The following is a 17,118-nucleotide window of genomic DNA, read 5'->3' as shown; positions in this document are numbered from 1 at the left end:
AAGAACGTCCCCAATGACTATGTCACGGATGCGTCAGCGTTTGGTATGCCTGCAATGTGCAGCGCTTAAATTCGATGCCGCAGGGCGATGCTGATGCTATAGTTACTGCGGTTAATGAGGGTCAAGAGAAAGGTTACAGGTGAAATCCAAACCTCGACCATACAGTCGATGACCCCATGCAGGTGCTTTTTGCGCATGCACGGGGTGTAAGCGTCGAGCGGCGTGCCGCCCGCGCATGCGTATACATATCCAGAAGCCCCCGGACGCCGCACGCGCGGCCGCGTCCGGAGGAATAATGATGGGGAGCACCATTGAATTATCTGAGTGAGATGCTCAAATTGCCAGTCTTGGACGTCGACGGCGAAAAGCTCGGCGTGGTCAACGATTTTGGCATTGCAACCGGCGAAGTTTTTCCGCACGTGACGTCGCTCGCGTTCCGCGGCCCCGGCAAGACGCCGTTTATGATCAGCTGGCGCAAATGGGTCGACCGTATCGACGAGACAGGTGTACACCTTAAGACGTCGGCCACCGAAATCCGTTTTTCGTACCTGCAGCCGACCGAGCTCTTGCTCGCACGCGACGTGCTCAACAAGCAGATCGTCGACACGCAGGGCATGAAGGTCGTGCGCGTAAACGACATCAAGTTTTCCATGTCGGGCGAAAACCAGCTGCGCCTGCTGGGCGCCGAGGTCGGTGCCCGCGGTCTGCTACGCGCCATCAGCCCCGCGCTCGAGCATATCGTCGAAGGCTTTATGAAGCACCTGGGCAAGCCGCTCAGTGAGGACATCATCGCTTGGTCCTACATGGACCTGCTCGACCGCTCGACCAAGAACATTCAACTCTCGGTGTCGCACAAGACGCTCGGCGAGCTGCACCCTGCCGACATCGCCGACATTATCGAGCAGCTCGACCCGCGCCTACGTGCGCAGGTGTTTGCGCAGCTCGATACTGCCCAGGCCGCCGAGGCCATCTCGGAGTTCGATGACGACGAGCTCATGACCGAGATGCTCGAGGGCCTGTCCGACACGGACGCATCGTCGATGCTGGCCATGATGGACCCGGATGACGCTGCCGACCTGATCGACGAGCTCGATTACGAGAAGGCCGAGAAGCTCCTGCGCCTGATGGGCGTCAAGGAGGAGAAGGCGATTCGTAATCTGCTGGGGTATGAGGACAACACCGCCGGCCGCATCATGACCTCGGAGTTTGTCTCCCTGCCCGCCACGGCAACGGTCGGTGACGCCATCGAGGCGATTCGCGAGCTCGACGAGGACTTCGAGAGCGTCTACTACGTCTATACCGAGGATCCGAGCGGCATGCTGACCGGCGTGCTTTCGCTGCGCACGCTGATCGTAGCCGACCGCGACGCTACGCTGGGTCAGCTGGCCTATCGCGACCTGGTCTATGTGTCGCCCGACGAGGACCAGGAAGACGTGACGGATGAGATGACCAAGTATGACCTGGTAGCTATCCCCGTCTGTGACGAGAACCGCCACATCCTGGGTATCGTGACCTTCGACGACGCCATGGACGTTATAGCCGAGGAGCATCAGGAGGACCTGCAGATCGCCGGTGTCGGCTCGGGCGATAGCGCATCGGACGACTCGACGAACGTGCTCAGCTGGTTCGTACATCGCCAGTACTGGGTTGTTGTATGGGGCGTCGCGTCGTGCATCATGGCGACCGTGCTGGGAACGGCGCTCGGCTCCGCGCATCTGGTGGTGTTCCCCATGTGCGCCATGCCGCTCGTGCTGCTGGCGGCCTCGCGCATGGTGTCGTTCGTCAAGAACTACTTCCTGGAGTATGACGGTCACGACGACGAACCCAAGCCGTATCTGGGGTTCTTCTTCCAGAGCACGGGTATGGGCCTGATTCTGTCACTCGTGACCTACCTGTGCGCCCAGCTGGTGCGCACCGCTGCGTTCCCCGATGCGTCCATGTTTGAGGAGCAACTCTTTACCGGGTGCTTTAACATCGCGGCCATCGTCTGTCTGATTGGCAACATGAGCGCCGTGATTTACCTGATGGTGCTGTTCTGGCGTGACGAGCACGACCTCAATACGTCGGGCACCGCCATGAACGTTATTGCCGTCATGATCTCGTGCGTAGCGTACTGTGCCGCTGCGGTGCTGCTCACCATGTCGGTCATGGGTTAGGTGGTCGCGTGCAAAATACCAAGCAAAAGTCGGGCACCAAGCAAAAGTTGACCATCGCGGCCATCTTTGGCGCTATGGGTCCCGGTCTGCTGGCGGCGCTTTCGGGCAATGACGCCGGCGGCATTGCAACGTATTCCAGCGCGGGCGCCAGCTATGGCTACAAGATGCTGTGGATGCTTCCCGTCATGACCGTGCTGCTCATCGTGACGCAGGAGACCGCGGCGCGCTGCGGCTGCGTCACGGGCAAGGGCCTGGCATCGCTCATTCGCGAGCGCTTTGGCGTGCGCAAGAGTGTACTTGCTATGGCGGCGCTGTTGATCGCCAACACGGCTGTGACCATTTCGGAGTTTGCGGGTATCGCCAGCGGCCTTGCTCTCTTTGGCGTGCCGGCGAGCATCTCGGTGCCGTTGGTGGCGCTGCTGGTGTGGATGCTTACCATGTCGGGTAGTTTCCAGCGCATCGAGAAGATTCTGCTGTTGGTAAGCTGCGTCTTCGTGACCTATATTGTCGCCGCGTTTATGGCTGGCCCCAACTGGGGTGAGGTCGCGGTCGACCTGGTCGTGCCTAACATTCAAAATGACCCCAGCTACGTGTCGCTCGTGGTCGCAACGATCGGTACCACCATCGCGCCGTGGATGATTTTCTTGGCGCAGAATAACGTGGTCGATAAGAATGCGGGCGAGGACGACATCGTGCTGCAGCGTATTGATACCGTGAGCGGCTCGATCGCTGCTGATATCATTGCGGGCTTTATTATCATCACGACCGGTACGGTGCTGTTCCCGGCGGGTATTCAGATTAGCGATGCTGCCGATGCTGCCCGCGCGCTGGAGCCTATTGCGGGTCAGTGGTCCACGGTGCTGTTTGCCTCGGGCCTGGTCGCGGCGAGCTTCTTGGCTGCTTGCGTGCTACCGGGCGTTACGTCGAGCGCTATCTGCGAGGCATTTGGCTGGGAGCGCGGTGCCGACCGCAGCTGGGACGAGGCCCCGGTCTATCGCGGCATCATTACGGCCATCATCGGTATCTCTGCCGTGCTGGTGCTTATGCCCGGCGTCGATCTGTTCCAGATTATGATGACCTCGCAGGTCATCAATGGCGTGCTACTGCCCGTGGTTCTGGTGTTCCAGGTGGTTATCGCCGCCGACCGTCACATTATGGGTGCCAACCGCAACGGCCGCGTGTGGAACGTGCTCACTTGGGCGACTATCGGCGTGATTACGGTGCTCACGGTCGTCATGTTTGTTCTGCAGGCGATGGGTTACAGCGCTTAGCGCCTCTTTTTGACTCCAAACAGGCCGCAGCGATGGGCTGCGGCCTGTTTTTTGCCTGTTATAGGGGGTTGGTAATATGCGAGTGGACAAAAAATGCCAAATATGAGTACTGTTGGGTAGCGCGCAGAGATGTGGTGTAAGAGGCGGGGCATTCCCCGCCTCTTACACCACATCTCTGCGCGCTACCTCGCGCGCTACCGCATGGGCGCCATTTTGGGTGGTTTTGCCTGCTACTAAAATGGTAACAGTACTCATATTTGCTCCTTTTTGTCCACGACCTCTTGGGGCCGGCTCGAAAAGAGTGATTTTGGGTTGTTTGCTGCGGGTTACTTGTCGGTGCCCAGCTTGTGCGGCTTGAGAGCGAGCGCATTGACGAGCGCGTCGGTGGCAGACTTGACGGCTGCCGGCTGCGGATCGTTGACGTGATCTTCGGGGTGCACGGGCAGGTCCTTCTTGACGGCATCGTGGATCAAGTTGAGGTACTCAGTCACGCCAGCGGTCGATAGGTGCGTGCCATCGCCATCGAACAGGTCGTTGCGGTTGGCGCTGTATCCGTACCAGTCGATAACGCGCACGTTCTTGTAGCGCGTAGCGGCGTTGGCGATGGCCTGGTTGGTAGAGCCAACCCACGGCTGCGGGCTGCGTGTGTTCACAAACACCACAATACGCTTATCTCCTGCATCGGCCATGATGGCGTCGATCTGATCGTCGGTTACCAAGCCGTTGGTGCCCAGCGCAAAGACCACGATCTTGCCGGCAAGGTTCTGTTGGAGATAGCCCTCAAATGTCGCGCGGCCCGCATCAAACTGGCGGCCCTTTTCGGCATCGATATGGCTGTGCGGGAACACGCCGTCAAAGGAATCAACGGCGCGCAGCGACACGGAGTCACCGATCATAAGCAAATCGTAGGAGCCATCGGGGAAGCCGTCGTTGTCCTTGTCGGTGTCGTCGGCCGCCTGTTGGTCGGCGGGCGCGGTGTTTTTGGCTTCCTTGTTGAGGACTTCGGCGCCCTCACCGCTCAGTGCGGAGGTCTCCGGCACAAAGATCAGGCCGCCCAGTGCAACGACCAACACGACAGCGCAGGTTGCGTAGACAGGGACGTGCGCGCGTGCCCAGTTGGCGGGCGTGGCGGTGCCGTCGCGGAACTCGGATACGGTGCGCTCAAAGGCGCCCTTTCTAAACGGCGTTTCGATAAAGCGATATGAGCATTCGGCCACGGCGACCACCACAAGTACCTGCAAGATGTACTGCCACCACGGTGTATCGTTGATGTTGGCGACCGGGTTCATGAGCAACAGCAGGGGATAGTGCCACAGGTAGATGCTGTACGAGCGCTTGCCAACCCACACGAGCGGCTCGGCGGACAGCGCGCGGGCAACCATTCCCTGGGGCTGCACGCAGGCCGCGATGACCATGAGCGTGAGGACCGAGCACAGCAGCGTGCCGCCGCGATACTGGAACGCGGTGTAGCCGTTGGTGAGCGCGACCATGGCGGCAAGGCCAACCAGACCCACGACGCCCAACACATCGATGGATGTGGGCGAGGACCAAAAGCGCACGAGGGTGCTCGGCTGTGCCGGGGCGGTCTCGGCTGATTCGTCGGCCTTCTCGCTAGGTTTGCCCTCGGCGTTCTTGTCGTGCTTGGCGGCGCCAGCCAGGCGATTGAGCCCCAAACGATGAGCGAGACGCACTGGCGCCAGGTCGCGATCGGGGATAAAGGCCATCCAGGCACCCAGCAGTAGCGAGAACACGCGGGTGTCGGTGCCGTAGTACACGCGGCTGGGGTCGGCGGCAGGGTTGTAAAGCACCATCATGGCGAGGGCAGATACCGCGGCAAGGCCCAGAACCAAGCGGCGCGTGTTGGGCTTGCTCACATGCATGGATACCATGGCAAACAGCAGTGGCGGCCAAATCAGGTAGAACTGTTCCTCGATGGCAAGCGACCAAAAGTGCGTGAGCGGCGAGGGGTCGCCCAGAGCATTGAAGTACGAGACGTTTTGGGCAATCTGCCACCAGTTGTTGAAGAACAGCAACGACGGCAGGATGTCGGGGCGCATCTTGGTGAGCATCACGTGGTTAAAGATGGTGCACAGCGCGCAGGTCACGAACACTACCGTTACCACGGCGGGGACCAGGCGACGGATGCGGCGAATCCAGAAGCTCTTGAGGTCGATGCGGCCGGTCTTAGCGACTTCGTTGAGTAGCAGGCGTGTGATCAGATAGCCCGAAAGCACAAAGAAGATCGTGACGCCGAGCAGACCGCCCTGCGCCCACGTGAGGTTGAGGTGATAGAGCACCACCGCGACGACGGCAAGCGTGCGTAGGCCGTCAAGGGCAGGGATGTAGCGGGACTTGGGGCGAGCGGGCGTCTGCTCCGCGGCGGGAGTGTTGGCGCGGCCCGCGTTGTTGGTAGAAGCGCGATGAGGGCTTGCGGTGCGTCGCGGCTCGTTGGTACGGCGTTCGCTCTTCACGCGTTCGTGCGGCGCCGGCTCGTTGCCTGTGCGGCGTCGACCGCGCGAGCCCGATTGCGAGAATTGTTCCATAAAACATCATCCAATGACGAGAATAATCAGCACGTATTTATTGTAGCTGCCTGCTCCTGTGAATGCTTGCTGCTGGCGCAAGCTCAAGCGTGCGTCCACATCAAAGTGAACTAAAGTTATAGGGGGTGCGAGGGCGCACAATCGATGGTCGACGGTGGGCATAAGGCCCGCAGATGAGGAGGTTTCCATGGCAGATCGCGACATCATTGCGGTGTTCGGCAGCATGAACATGGACCTTTCGGTGGCGTGCGAGCGCATGCCGCGTGCGGGCGAGACCGTCGGCGGCAGCGGGTTTATCACCAACGCCGGCGGTAAGGGCGCTAACCAGGCCGTTGCCGCCGCGCGCATGGGTGCGCGCACATGCATGATCGGCGCTGTTGGACGTGATACCTTTGGCGATGCGCTTGTGGCGGGGCTCCAGGATGCCGGCGTGAGTGTTGAGTTCGTGGCGCTTCGCGATGACGTGGAGACCGGCACCGCGACTATCATTCGCTGCGAGGGCGACAACCGCATCATACTGTCACCGGGCGCCAACCATGCGCTTGCGGGCGCGGACGTTGCCTGCGCGTTGAGGCGTCTGGTGGCCCATGAGCTCGACGGCGACGCCAGCGAGATTGCCCCGGCTGCCGGAAGCGTCTTTATCGCCCAGGGCGAATGTGACCTTGTGGCGACGGCCGAGGCGCTTGTTTGCGCTCACGAGCTGGGGTTCTATACGGTCTTTAATCCAGCGCCCGCCTGCGAGCTGCCTGCGGAGGTCTGGCCTGCGGTCGACCTGGTCTGCCCCAACGAGACCGAGTGCCAGGTGCTGACGGGCATTCTGCCCACGGATGATGCGAGTTGCGTCGCCGCGCTCAATGCGCTGCTCGACAAGGGCGCCGGGGCTGCGGTCATCACGCTAGGCGGTGCCGGCTCAGTTGCATTTGGCGATGACGGTGAGCTGCTGCGCATGCCGGCACTTTCGTGCGCGGTGGTCGATACGACGGCCGCGGGCGATACGTTTATTGGTGCGCTTGCGGCGGCTCGCCTGGAGGGCCTGCCGCTCTTTGAATGCATGGCCGCCGGCGCCCGTGCCTCGGCGGTGACGGTGTCGCGTTTGGGCGCGCAGCAGTCGATTCCCACGCGTGCCGAAGTTGGGCGCATGTTTGGTTTAGACGATTAGTACAAGACGGAGAAGCGGAGTAAAACAATGGCAACTAAGAAGCTGATCCTTGATCTGGATATGGGTGTGGACGATGCGATGGCGCTTGCCTATGCCATCGCGAGCCCCGAGGTGGAGCTCGTGGGCATCACCACATGCTTTGGCAACGTGCGCGTCGAGCAGTCGGCGCACAACTGCCTGGCGGTGCTCGACCTGTTGGGCCGTCCCGAGGTGCCGGTGTACCTGGGTGCCGACCGTCCTCTGCAAGCGACTGAGCCCTATACGCCGCCGGCGTCCACCGCGCTCATTCACGGCAAGAACGGCATCGGCGGCGCGAGCGTGCCCGCGTCGCCCTACGAGCCGGTGGGGGCGACCTCGGCCGACGGCAACGCTGCGGTCGATTATCTGATCGATGCCGCGCGCACCTATGGTCCCGATCTGGTCTACGTAGCGACTGGCCCGCTCTCCAACCTAGCGCTCGCCCTGGAGCGCGATGCGGCGGCGATGATGTCCATCGGCCGCGTGGTCGTGATGGGCGGCGCCCTTACCGTGCCCGGTAACGTGAGCGCGGGCGCCGAGGCCAACATGGCGAGCGACCCCGAGGCAGCCGACGCGGTGCTGCGCTCGGGCCGTAAGCTCACCATGGTGGGCCTGGACGTGACGCATCGCGTGGTGCTCACGCGCCGCGACATTGCCGGCTGGACGGGTTCGGGAACCATGGCCGGCTGCGCATTTGCGAGCATGGTCGAGCACTACATTGGTTCGTACGAGATGAACGCGTCCTACCTGGGCGGCTGCGCGCTGCACGATCCGCTGGCGGTTGCCGTGGCGATTGATCCCACGCTCGTGGGTGCGCTCGGCTGTAACCTGCGTGTTGACTTGCTGGGTGAGTATCGCGGCCGCACCATCTGCGATGAGCGCCGCGTGGCAGATCCCGACAAGAGCACACTCGTGGCGCTGACCGTCGATACCCCGCGCTTCCTGTCCGAGTTCAAGGCCCGTATGGCCCGTGTCCTTGGCTAAGTTGTCTTTTTGGGACGGGGCTTTTTTGACTGGTATGATTGGTGCGACCATTCGAACCAGCTAAAAGAGCCCCGTCCCAATTTGACTATCGAGAGGATCTGCCATGGAGCGCATCGCGAGCTTTTCCGTTGACCATCTGCTGCTTGAGCCCGGCGTGTACGTGAGCCGCATCGACCGCGATCCGGCGACCGGCGCCGCCGTCACCACCTTTGACCTACGCCTGACCACGCCCAACAAAGAGCCGGTCATGAACACGGCCGAGTGCCACACCATCGAGCACCTGGGCGCGACGTTCCTCCGCAATCATGCCGAGTGGTCGAGCCGCATTGTCTACTTTGGGCCCATGGGCTGCCGTACGGGCTTTTACCTGGTTGTCTTTGGTGAGCTGACGAGCGAGGAAATCTTGCCGCTCGTGCGCGAACTGTTCGAGTTTGTCGCCGGCTTTGAGGGCGATGTCCCCGGTGCCGCTCCCGAGGAGTGCGGTAACTACCTGGACCAGAACCTTCCCATGGCAAACTGGCTCGCGCGCCGCTACCTCGACCGCGATCTGGCCGATATCGATGAGAAGCACCTGCACTATCAGCAGGCATAAGAGCTTTATCGCCCAAAACGAGCGCATTGGGCGTCTTCGCTTATGCGGGGGCGCCTTTTTGTTGATTGGTCGGGACGAGCGTTCAAAATCGCTCATGTTTGTTCTAGAATGTTCGTATAGTCACATTTACAAACAGGAGTGAACATGCATATCTACTCTGTCAACGATCCCGAGTTCAAATCCTATGGCAACGTTTGGGATAACGTTCCGTCCGTGCTCACGTCGCCCGTGCTCGAGGCGCTCTCTGCCACGCCCATCCCCGAGGGCAGTAAGTACGTAGCAAGTGCGCCGGAGCTCGAGGGCGTCAAGGATGCCGACAAACTGGGCTTTCTCATGTTTGGCGGCCGCCCCTTCCAGCTCGGCTGGTGCAACGGCCACAACACACGCCTCAACTGCCTGGAGTATCACCGCGCCAGCGAGTTTAACCTGGGCGCCCGCGACTTTATCCTGCTCGTGGCGCATCGCTGGGAGATCGAGGACGGCAAGCTCGACACCGCGTGCGTCAAGGCGTTCCGCGTGCCGGCGGGCAAGGTCGTCGAGGTATTCAACACCACGCTTCACTACACGCCCTGCATGGTCGACGACGGCGGCTTCCAAGTGATGGTTGCGCTGCCGGCGGGTACCAACGGCCCGCGCCCCGAGGCGGCGGCCGACATGCCCGCGGCCGGCGACAGCTACTGCTACTGGAAGGCCGACAAGTGGGTCCTCTGCCACGCCGACAGCCCCAAAGCAGCCGAAGGCGGCTACGTAGGCCTCGTCGGCAAGAACCTCGACATCGCCTGCGACTAGAATCTTCCATCTCGATCTGTAACATCTAGCGGGCTAAATCGTCTCTACCTGTTACAGATTTAGACAAACTGAAGGGGCTGCCCGAAAAATCTCGATCTGTAACACCAGGCCCGGTTTTGGCTGCCTAACTGTTACAGATCGAGACAAACCGGGCCCAATCCGCCGCAAAGGTGCCTGTCCCCTTTGTGGTGGTTGGCGGTTTGGGCGGGCAGGTATCAAAAAGTGTCAGACGGGGGCGGCTGCCGGGCGTCTGTGCGCGAAAAGAAGTGCCGACCTGCGCCGTTGCCGTTGAGTGGCGCGCTGCTTACGGGGATACTGAAGCCACGACAAACAGCGTGTGAAAGGATCGATGCATGGCTTTCCGTAATGACTTCCTGTGGGGCGGCGCGACGGCTGCCAACCAGTGCGAGGGCGCGTACAACGTTGACGGTCGCGGCCTGGCCAACGTGGATGTGGCGCCGCACGGCCCGGAGCGTTACGCGGTGGTCTCCGGCCAGCGCAAGATGCTCGACTTCGAGGACGGCTATTACTATCCCGCGCAGACCGGCATCGATTTCTACCATCACTACAAGGAGGACATTGCCCTCTTTGCCGAGATGGGCTTTAAGACCTTCCGCATGAGCCTGGCCTGGACCCGTATCTTCCCCAACGGTGACGAGGCCGAGCCCAACGAGGCCGGCCTGGCCTTTTACGAGGACGTGTTCCGCGAGTGCCAGGCGCACGGCATCGAGCCGCTCGTGACCATCACGCACTTCGACTGCCCCGTCCACCTCATCAAGGAGTACGGCGGCTGGCGCAACCGCAAGCTCATCGACTTCTACAAGAACCTCGCGACCACGATCTTCACCCGCTACAAGGGCCTGGTGAAGTACTGGCTCACCTTCAACGAGATCAACATGATCCTTCACCTGCCGTTTATGGGTGCCGGCCTGGTCTTTGAGGAGGGCGAGAACAAGGAAGCCGTCGAGTACCTGGCCGCCCACAACGAGCTCGTCGCCAGCGCTTGGGCAACCAAGATCGCCCACGAGATCGACCCCGAGGTCAAGATCGGCTGCATGCTCGCCGCGGGCACCTACTATCCCTACAGCTGCCGTCCGGGCGATGTACGCCAGGCTCAGCTTGACAACCAGGACAATTACTTCTTCGTCGACGTCCAGAGCCGCGGTTACTACCCGGCCTATGCCGTCAAGAAACTCGAGCGCCTGGGCATCGATGTGGGCATGACCGACGAGGACCGCGAGGTCCTGGCTGCCAACACCGTCGACTTCATCAGCTTTAGTTACTACAGCACCCGTTGCTCTGCCGGTGCCGACAACCCCGATGTCAAGCGCACCCAGGGCAACGCCTTCGCCGGCGCCAAGAACCCCTACCTGCAGGAGAGCCAGTGGGGCTGGGCCATCGATCCGCTGGGCTTCCGCATCACCCTTAATGACCTGTACGACCGTTATCAGAAGCCGCTGTTTGTGGTTGAGAACGGTCTGGGTGCCAGGGATGTTGTCGAGGAGGATGGTTCTATCAACGACGACTACCGTATCGACTTCCTGCGTCAGCATATTGCCGCGATGCGCGATGCGGTGACCGAGGACGGCGTTGACCTGCTGGGCTACACCACCTGGGGCCCGATCGACCTGGTCTCGGCCGGTACGGGCGAGATGTCCAAGCGCTACGGCTTTATCTATGTGGACCGCGACGACGCCGGCAACGGCACCCTCAAGCGTTCCAAGAAGAAGAGCTTTGACTGGTACAAGAAGGTTATCGCCACCAACGGCGAAGATTTGGCCTAGGCGTTCTCAACAGCAATAGCATCCTAACCAAGGCGCCCGGCGAGCAGCCTATGCCCGTCGGGTGCCTTGTTAAAAGAAGTAAAAACTTGCAATTGCACTACGGCGCGAGCACATCCAGCGGAACAACTTGGACGCCGCGGTCAGTGACATAGGCTTGTGAACCAAATCCAATGATTACGACTTTCGAAACTGGCGGGTTGTTTCCGGCGGCAACCATACGCTTCTCGACAGCAATAAGGCTGTCAGACGCCTCTTCGATTTGGGCGGAGCTGAGCTTGATTTCGACCGGGATCCACGTTCCACCGGGAGCCGCAATGACTGCATCGACTTCTAGATCGCGAGAATCGTGATAGTGATAGAGGCCCATTCCATTTGCCTGCGCATAAACCCACAAATCATGAAGGGCCAACGATTCAAAAAGCAGCCCAAGCGTCTTGAAATCTAGCAGCAATGTCGCCGGAGTCGCTCCGAGCGCAGCGGCCGCCAGTGACGGATCAGCGAGATGATGCTTCTTCGATTCTCTTAAGTGCACGGGAGATCTCATTGCGGGGTTCCATGCGGGAATATCGCGAACGAAACTAACCCGAGCGAGAAGGGATATATATGATGCCGCCGTTTGTCTCGATACTTCTCCACCAAGATCGGCTACGAGCGTCTTGAGTGTCGCCAAAGTGGATTCATTGCGCGCAAGCGATTCGATGACAGCTTTGACCTTTTCAGGGTCGCGGCGAGAGCCGTCGACACGAGACAAATCTTCTTCGGCGACTATGCCGATGTAACGTTTCGCCATCGCCGACGCAGCCAGCGCATCGCGACCGACCGCCGCGGGCCATCCGCCACGGACAACGTACTCGGCAATCGAGGCGGAATCCAGCGATCCGAAAGCGCCATTGAACTTTTCGCCAGAAATAATGCCCGACAGCTTAACCGCGCCGCTGGATTTCCCAAGCTCGAAAAGCGTCATGGTATCCATGCGCAATTTAGCGAACCTTCCAGCGCCACTGTGCATTGGACGTTCGTCGTCTCGCGGTGTCGCTGACCCCGTAAATATGAACTGACCAGGCTCGCCGCTGCGGTTGTCGCACTCAAACCGTGCCGCGTCCCAAAGTTTCGGAACCTCCTGCCACTCGTCAATCAGCCGCGGCACCTCGCCGGAAACGGCAAGAGCCGGGTCAGTCTCGGCACGCAAGCGATTCTCGAAGTTGCGGGACGGGTCCATGAGAAGGAGCCTGGACGCCGCACGGGTCTCGGCCGTGGTCGTCTTTCCGCACCATTTCGGTCCTTCGATGAGAACGGCGCCGAATATACCCAGCAGCTGGTCAAGCTCATTTTCGATAATTCTAGTGTAGTACTTCTTTGGCATAATTATCACCATTGTTTACCAGTACATTTAACCAAATATACAGTTACTATTTAACCAAATATCAATTCTTTGGTTAACCATATTTACGCATTTCAATTAACGAAACAGATTAAACATGTACTGTTTGAGTTGGCACTTGGGAAATCTCTCGCTGGGCAATCCGTTGCTACGGCTGAGGCCTCTTCGTCGAACCGACACCCCCGGCGAGCAACTTATGCCCGCCGGGCGCCTTGTTAAAAGAAGTGAAAGAAAGCAAAAGAAGTTAAAACTTGCAAAAGAAATTAAAGCGGGGGTGAGGGGCGTTTTTAGCTGTTTTGGGCCGCCGCGGCCAGCGGGGGCGGGTCGCGGCGGCCCAAACATCCTTGACGAGGGTGCCTGTGGAGTTACAGCAGTTCGCCGTGGCGGGCGATGTAGCGGCGCTTGGCCAGCTGGGTGAGTGCGATGTAGGCGGCGACGATGCTGACGAGCAGCGCGAAGAAGCTCGGCGGCAGCGGCATGAGGTCTAGCGCATCGGCGATGGGGCTTGCCGGCAGCCAGGTGACGAGTACCAGACCCAGCACGGTGAGAGCGCACAGTGCCGGCGCGGCGTGGTCGCGCGCGCTCGGCAGGCGCGGGGAGCGCAGCATGTGGATCACGAGCGTCTGCGACCACATGGACTCGACAAACCAACCGCTCTGGAAGAGCGCCGTAAAGGCCGCCATGCCTGCGACGTCGCCTACAGCGGCAAGCTCTGCCCAGCTTGAGCCCACGGCGGCGGGGCACACCACAAAGAAGAGCACGGCGAAAGTCACGATATCAAACAGTGAGCTCACGGGACCCAACTCGAGCATAAAGCCCTTAATGGACGCGGCATCCCAGGCGCGCGGACGGGCGGTCCAGGCGTCGTCGACGGTGTCCCACGGCAGCGCGATGCACACGATCTCGTAGACCAGCGACAGCAGCACCAACTGCAGAGCGCTCATGGGCAAGAACGGCAAGAACAGGCTCGCGACGGTCACGGATAGCACGTTGCCAAAGTTGGAGCTCACCGTTGTCTTGAGGTACTTGAGTAGGTTGCCGTAGGTGCGGCGGCCTTCGATGATGCCGCGCTCGAGCACGCCCAGGTCCTTCTGGAGCAAGATGATATCGGCAGATTCCTTGGCAATGTCGACGGCCGAATCGACCGAGATGCCGCAATCGCTTGCACGCATGGCGGCGGCGTCGTTGATGCCATCGCCCATAAAGCCCACGGTGTGGCCGAGCAGCTCGCGCATGACACGCACCAGACGCGCCTTCTGCAGCGGCGAGAGCTTGGCGAAGAGGTGGGTGTTCTCGGCGCGCTCGGCAAGTTCGGCGTCATCGAGCGCATCGATCTCGGAGCCCAGCAAGACGTTGCTCGCGTCGATACCGATCTGTTCGCAGACGGTGGCCGCGACGCGGTCGTTGTCGCCGGTCAGGACCTTGACTGCCACGCCCTTGGCCTCGAGGGTGGCGATGGCGCCCACGGCACTTGCTTTGGGCGGATCGAGGAAGGCCAAAAAGCCCATCAGCACCATGTCGCACTCGTCGGCGATGCCAAACTCACCCACGCAGCGCGGATTGGTCTTTTGCGCCACGGCGATCACGCGCAGGCCCTCGGCATTGAGTTCGGCGACTTGCTTGCGAATCTGGGCGAGCTTATTTTCGCTGAGCGGCTGGGCGACACAGTCAACCTCGACAAAGGAGCAAATCTCGAGCATTTCCTCGGCAGCTCCCTTGGTAACCATCTGGGTTTTGCCCTGGGCGTCGGCGACGACTACGCTCAGGCGACGGCGTGAGAAATCGAAGGGCACCTCGTCGACCTTGGTATAGCGGTCGCGCAGGCTCTGGCCCAGCGTGGAGTCGGGCGCGACAGTCGAGGGCGTCACGTCGGCACGGTCGATGACGGCCAGGTCGATAAGGTTTTTGAGGCCGGTCTGGAAGAAGCTGTTCAAAAACGCATGGCGCAGCACGCGTGCGTCCTCGTTGCCGTCAGTGTTGAGATAGCGCTCGAGCACGATGCGGTCTTCGGTGAGGGTGCCGGTCTTGTCACAGCACAGGACATCCATGGCACCGAGGTTTTGGATCGCCGGCAGCTCCTTGACGATAACCTGGCGGCGGGCGAGGTCCTTGGCGCCCTGCGACAGGCTCGTGGTCACGATGACGGGAAGCATCTGCGGCGTGATGCCCACGGCCACGCTCGTGGCGAACAGCAGCGCGTCGATGACGCTGCCCTTGGTGGCGGCGTTGATGGCAAAGACGGCCGGCGCCATAACGAGCATAAGGCGTACGAGCAGCATGGAGACGCTCGAGACGCCGCGGTCAAACGCGCTCTTCTCGCCGCGCCCGTTGAGCATCTTGGCGATGCCGCCCAGGTAGGTGTCCGAGCCGGTGGCAACGACAAGTGCTATAGCGGTGCCGTTTTGCACGGAGGTGCCGGTAAAGACGATGTTTTTGCAGGCAGAGAGCGGCAGCGCGGGGCTGCCGGCACCCTCGGCGACGGTGATGGCAGCGGTCTTTTCGACGGCCTCGCTCTCGCCGGTGAGTGCGGACTCGATCACAAACAGGTCGCGCGCGGTGATGATGCGGGCATCGGCCGGCACCATGTCGCCGGCAGAGAGGCGGATCACATCGCCGGGGACGAGCTCGTCGAAGGGAATCTCGATGCGCTCGCCGCCGCGCAGGGCACAGCAGGTGTTGGAGACCAGGTCCTTGAGGGCCTCGGCCGCATTGCCGCTGCGGGCCTCCTGGATAAACTTCATGCCGCCCGATACCAGCAGCATGATGCCGATAACGATGACCGTGGAGGGGTCGCGCTGGGGCTCGGGCACGGCGAGCACGTCGATGTAGAGCGAGACCAGTGCGAGGGCGGCGAGGATGCCAGCGAAGGGATCGACGAACGCGTCGGCGATGCGGCGGGCGAGCGTCTTGGTCGGCGCTTCGATGGTGTTGGGGCCGACGGCGCTCAGGCGCTCGGCGGCGCGCTCGGCGGTGAGGCCGTTTGCCGTGGCGTCAAGCAGTACGAGAGTGTCCTCAGCACAATGGGTGGCGGCGAATATGGTGTTCTTGGGCAGGCCGGCGTGGGCGGCAGGGCGCGCCGTGCGGCGGCGCTTGGAGATAGCTTCGAGTACCGTAGCGGTTTTGAGCATCAGCATAGGGTCCTCCTTGTTGAAGGGAGTTAGCGTACGTGTCGTATTTGCTTCAAAAAACCTAGATGTCGCTCACGTCAAGCTCGCGAACCGCCACAAAGGGGACAGGCACCTTTGTGGCGGTTTTGACGATCGGTTCGTGACGCTTATGCGAATACGGAATCCTCGCGGCGTGCCGAGGGCGACATGCAGGTTTTTCGACTATGACTGCCTTCCATGGCACACCTCCTTATGGACGGGCGCAGCGCGCTTTGGGTATCTCGTACCCGTTTTAATCCGCCCGTATTCTTGATGAGGGGGTTTGTCGTGTCAACCCCTTTGTTTGGAAAACCATTGCCCCTGACAAAGCCTTTACAGAATGCCGAGGCCCCAAAGCGCGCCCGCAACGCGCCCTGCCTGCGCTAAACTGGAAGGCACGTACGCGATTACGAGAGGAGCCCGCATGGAGGCTTACAAGCAAGAGTTCATCAAGTTCATGGTCGAGTCCGACGTTCTTAAGTTCGGTAGCTTTACGCTCAAGAGTGGCCGTCAGTCCCCGTTCTTTATGAACGCTGGCGCTTACGTGACGGGCTATCAGCTCAAGAAGCTGGGCGAGTATTACGCCCAGGCCATCCACGATAACTTTGGCGACGACTTCGATGTGCTGTTTGGACCGGCCTACAAGGGTATTCCGCTGGCCGTCGTGACCGCAATTGCCTACCACGAGCTGTACGGCAAGGAGGTCAAGTACTGCTGCGACCGCAAGGAGGCCAAGGACCACGGCGCCGATAAGGGCAACCTGCTGGGCTATGAGCCCCAGGACGGCGACCGCGTGGTCATGGTCGAGGACGTCACCACCAGCGGTAAGTCCATCGACGAGACCTATCCCAAGGTTAAGGCTGCTGCCGATGTCGAGATCAAGGGCCTCATCGTGTCCCTCAACCGCATGGAGGTCGGCAAGGGTGGCGTGACCACCGCGCAGAAGGAGATCGAGGCCAAGTACGGTTTCCCCGTCGCGAGCATCGTTTCCATGGCCGAGGTCGTCGAGACCCTCTACAACCACGAGATCGACGGTAAGGTCGTCATCGATGACGAGCTCAAGGCCGCCATCGACGCCTACTACGAGCAGTACGGAGCTCGGGAGTAGGTAGTTACGCGGGTTTACCAACCCGCGTAACCAGTTGACGCTGCAAACCCGCCAGAGCGGCAATCTGCCTTTCAACTGCGGCGGCATGACCAGAAGGTCAATGCCGCCTCGTTTCAAGGCACCTTGCTCGCTCTGGTGCCCGCTCGCTCATATGACCCAATCCGCTGTCAAGGGCCACAATGGCCCA

11 protein-coding genes are annotated in these 17,118 nt (G+C 60.9%); 8 read left to right on the top strand and 3 right to left on the bottom strand.

Annotated features, from left to right (window positions below; all coding sequences use genetic code 11):
• Positions 1 to 311: 311 nt before the first annotated feature.
• On the top strand, positions 312 to 2,156 hold the full coding sequence (locus tag DXC18_RS01960) for a magnesium transporter (protein ID WP_117716173.1): 1,845 nt from the start codon (positions 312 to 314) through the stop codon (positions 2,154 to 2,156).
• A 74-nt stretch (positions 2,157 to 2,230) separates the two neighbouring features.
• Entirely contained in the window at positions 2,231 to 3,427 is a 1,197-nt protein-coding gene (locus tag DXC18_RS01955; protein ID WP_055252163.1) for an Nramp family divalent metal transporter, read from the top strand.
• A 326-nt stretch (positions 3,428 to 3,753) separates the two neighbouring features.
• On the opposite strand, the gene DXC18_RS01950 is transcribed toward DXC18_RS01955, so the two are convergent.
• Positions 3,754 to 5,970, bottom strand: a complete 2,217-nt coding sequence (locus tag DXC18_RS01950; RefSeq protein WP_117716172.1) for an acyltransferase family protein — start codon at positions 5,968 to 5,970, stop codon at positions 3,754 to 3,756.
• 187 nt (positions 5,971 to 6,157) lie between these two features.
• On the opposite strand from DXC18_RS01950, the gene DXC18_RS01945 reads away from it, so the two are divergent.
• From DXC18_RS01945 to DXC18_RS01925, 5 genes are all read left to right on the top strand, one after another.
• Positions 6,158 to 7,129: a ribokinase gene (locus DXC18_RS01945; protein WP_117583667.1), complete on the top strand. Its 972-nt coding sequence runs from the start codon at positions 6,158 to 6,160 to the stop codon at positions 7,127 to 7,129.
• A 27-nt stretch (positions 7,130 to 7,156) separates the two neighbouring features.
• Complete coding sequence (locus DXC18_RS01940) at positions 7,157 to 8,131, top strand: nucleoside hydrolase (protein WP_117583666.1); 975 nt, start codon at positions 7,157 to 7,159, stop codon at positions 8,129 to 8,131.
• 103 nt (positions 8,132 to 8,234) lie between these two features.
• Positions 8,235 to 8,723: an S-ribosylhomocysteine lyase gene (locus tag DXC18_RS01935; protein ID WP_117583665.1), complete on the top strand. Its 489-nt coding sequence runs from the start codon at positions 8,235 to 8,237 to the stop codon at positions 8,721 to 8,723.
• 144 nt (positions 8,724 to 8,867) lie between these two features.
• Positions 8,868 to 9,512 (top strand): DUF4867 family protein, encoded by a 645-nt coding sequence (locus DXC18_RS01930; protein WP_117583664.1) that lies wholly within the window; start codon positions 8,868 to 8,870, stop codon positions 9,510 to 9,512.
• 353 nt (positions 9,513 to 9,865) lie between these two features.
• A complete protein-coding gene (locus tag DXC18_RS01925) occupies positions 9,866 to 11,296 on the top strand; it encodes a 6-phospho-beta-glucosidase (protein ID WP_117630016.1) in 1,431 nt (476 codons plus the stop codon).
• A 97-nt stretch (positions 11,297 to 11,393) separates the two neighbouring features.
• Here the strand turns inward: DXC18_RS01925 and DXC18_RS01920 are convergent, their stop codons facing one another.
• Together DXC18_RS01920 and mgtA are read right to left on the bottom strand one after the other, a co-directional pair.
• Positions 11,394 to 12,659 (bottom strand): ATP-binding protein, encoded by a 1,266-nt coding sequence (locus tag DXC18_RS01920; protein WP_158549353.1) that lies wholly within the window; start codon positions 12,657 to 12,659, stop codon positions 11,394 to 11,396.
• Positions 12,660 to 13,042: 383 nt separating this feature from the next.
• On the bottom strand, positions 13,043 to 15,811 hold the full coding sequence (gene mgtA / locus DXC18_RS01915) for a magnesium-translocating P-type ATPase (RefSeq protein WP_117630015.1): 2,769 nt from the start codon (positions 15,809 to 15,811) through the stop codon (positions 13,043 to 13,045).
• Between the two features lie 436 nt (positions 15,812 to 16,247).
• On the opposite strand from mgtA, the gene pyrE reads away from it, so the two are divergent.
• Positions 16,248 to 16,931 carry an orotate phosphoribosyltransferase gene (pyrE, locus tag DXC18_RS01910; RefSeq protein WP_117630014.1) on the top strand — a complete coding sequence of 228 codons (684 nt, stop codon included), beginning with the start codon at positions 16,248 to 16,250 and terminating at the stop codon, positions 16,929 to 16,931.
• The last annotated feature ends 187 nt before the right edge of the window (positions 16,932 to 17,118 follow it).

The organism is Collinsella sp. OM08-14AT (genome assembly GCF_003438115.1).
Lineage (GTDB): Bacteria > Actinomycetota > Coriobacteriia > Coriobacteriales > Coriobacteriaceae > Collinsella.
This window is presented reverse-complemented; position numbering and strand designations above follow the sequence as displayed.